1 protein-coding gene is annotated in these 395 nt (G+C 61.0%); it reads left to right on the forward strand.

Going from position 1 to position 395, the window contains the following annotated elements:
- The coding region (locus NG653_RS14665) for a SprB repeat-containing protein (RefSeq protein WP_252742459.1) at positions 1–395 on the forward strand (395 nt) is incomplete at both ends.

The raw sequence follows: 395 nt of genomic DNA on the forward strand, positions 1-395 counted from the left end.
GATGTAAGCTGCAATGGAGGGGAAGACGGATCGGCCACGGTGACTCCGAGCGGGGGAGTGGGAGAATACACGTTCCTTTGGAGTGACGGTCAGACCACGGCCACGGCAGACAATCTTTCAGCGGGCACCTACTCGGTAACGGTGACGGATGCGAACCAGAACCAGACAAGCTGCCAGGTGACCATTGGGGAGCCGGTGGAGTTAACGTGTGTGGCCTCGGTTGAGAATCAAATCAGTGCAAACGGGGCTAGCGATGGTTCGGCTTCGGTTGCCCCGACGGGCGGCACGCCGGATTACACCTACCTGTGGAGCAATGGGGCTACGGGCGCTACGGCCACGGGCCTTTCAGCGGGTACCTACTCGGTAACGGTCACGGATGCCAACGGGTGCACGAC

It is taken from the genome of Robiginitalea marina (assembly GCF_024006985.1).
GTDB lineage: Bacteria > Bacteroidota > Bacteroidia > Flavobacteriales > Flavobacteriaceae > Robiginitalea > Robiginitalea marina.